The organism is Bacillus sp. JJ1503 (assembly GCF_036965125.1).
Classification (GTDB): Bacteria; Bacillota; Bacilli; order Bacillales; family Cytobacillaceae; genus Cytobacillus.
Genome location: NZ_JBALOZ010000187.1, coordinates 6,304 through 7,066, shown reverse-complemented (window position 1 = coordinate 7,066; position 763 = coordinate 6,304). Strand labels below are relative to the sequence as shown.

The 763-nt window shown below is 36.3% G+C and carries 1 protein-coding gene and 1 pseudogene; both read right to left on the bottom strand.

Annotation, left to right across the window (positions count from 1 at the left end; all coding sequences use genetic code 11):
- A partial coding sequence (locus V7149_RS14705; RefSeq protein WP_335346363.1) for an ROK family protein occupies positions 1-548 on the bottom strand: 548 nt, incomplete at its 3' end.
- Positions 549-763, bottom strand: a pseudogene (locus V7149_RS14700) (glucosamine-6-phosphate deaminase); the annotation flags it as partial. It lies immediately after the preceding gene.

Here is a 763-nt window from a genome sequence, read left to right as displayed (position 1 = left end):
TTTATTTTTTTTGCTTTTTTGACTAATGCAGAAGTCGATGCGTAAGTTTCATAGCATCCTAAACGACCGCATCCGCATTTATGACCTTGTGGATGCGTAATCATATGGCCAAATTCAGCGGCTATCCCCTTATTCCCTTTATATAACTTAGATTCTAGAACAATTGCCCCGCCAATTCCGGTACCATAAGTTAGACAAAGAAAATCATTTAAGCCCTTACCTACACCAAAGTACTTTTCACCTAGGGCAGCTGCATTCACATCGTTTTCTACTAAAACGGGGATACTAAATTCCTTCTCTAAAATATCCTTTACGTTTACTCCCGACAGATCTGGAATGTTTTCACTAGAATATATATAACCTTCNNTAATCCCGATTGCATCAAATTCATGGAATTCTGAGATTAGATTAATTAGTTTTTCAACTAAGTTTCCTTCACTATTCCTAACTTTAGTTTCGTATTCTTTCATCACTTCAAAATGCCCATGCTTATTACATAAACCTATTTTTATTGAAGTGCCCCCAATGTCAATTGCTAATATTTTCATTTATTCAACCTCGCTTTCACCTGGCAAAATGATTATTCTATCAGCCGCAAAATCAAGATAGTCTTTTAACCGGGATAAATTGTTTTCAATTAGAGAAGTACCATGCCCTTCCGGAGTCTCCCCTGTGGCAAAGCCCAGTTTCATTTTTGGAGTCTTTCGAACTTTTTCAATAATGAATTTTGACGCTTCTTTGCTCATCTCTTCATAATTCTTCA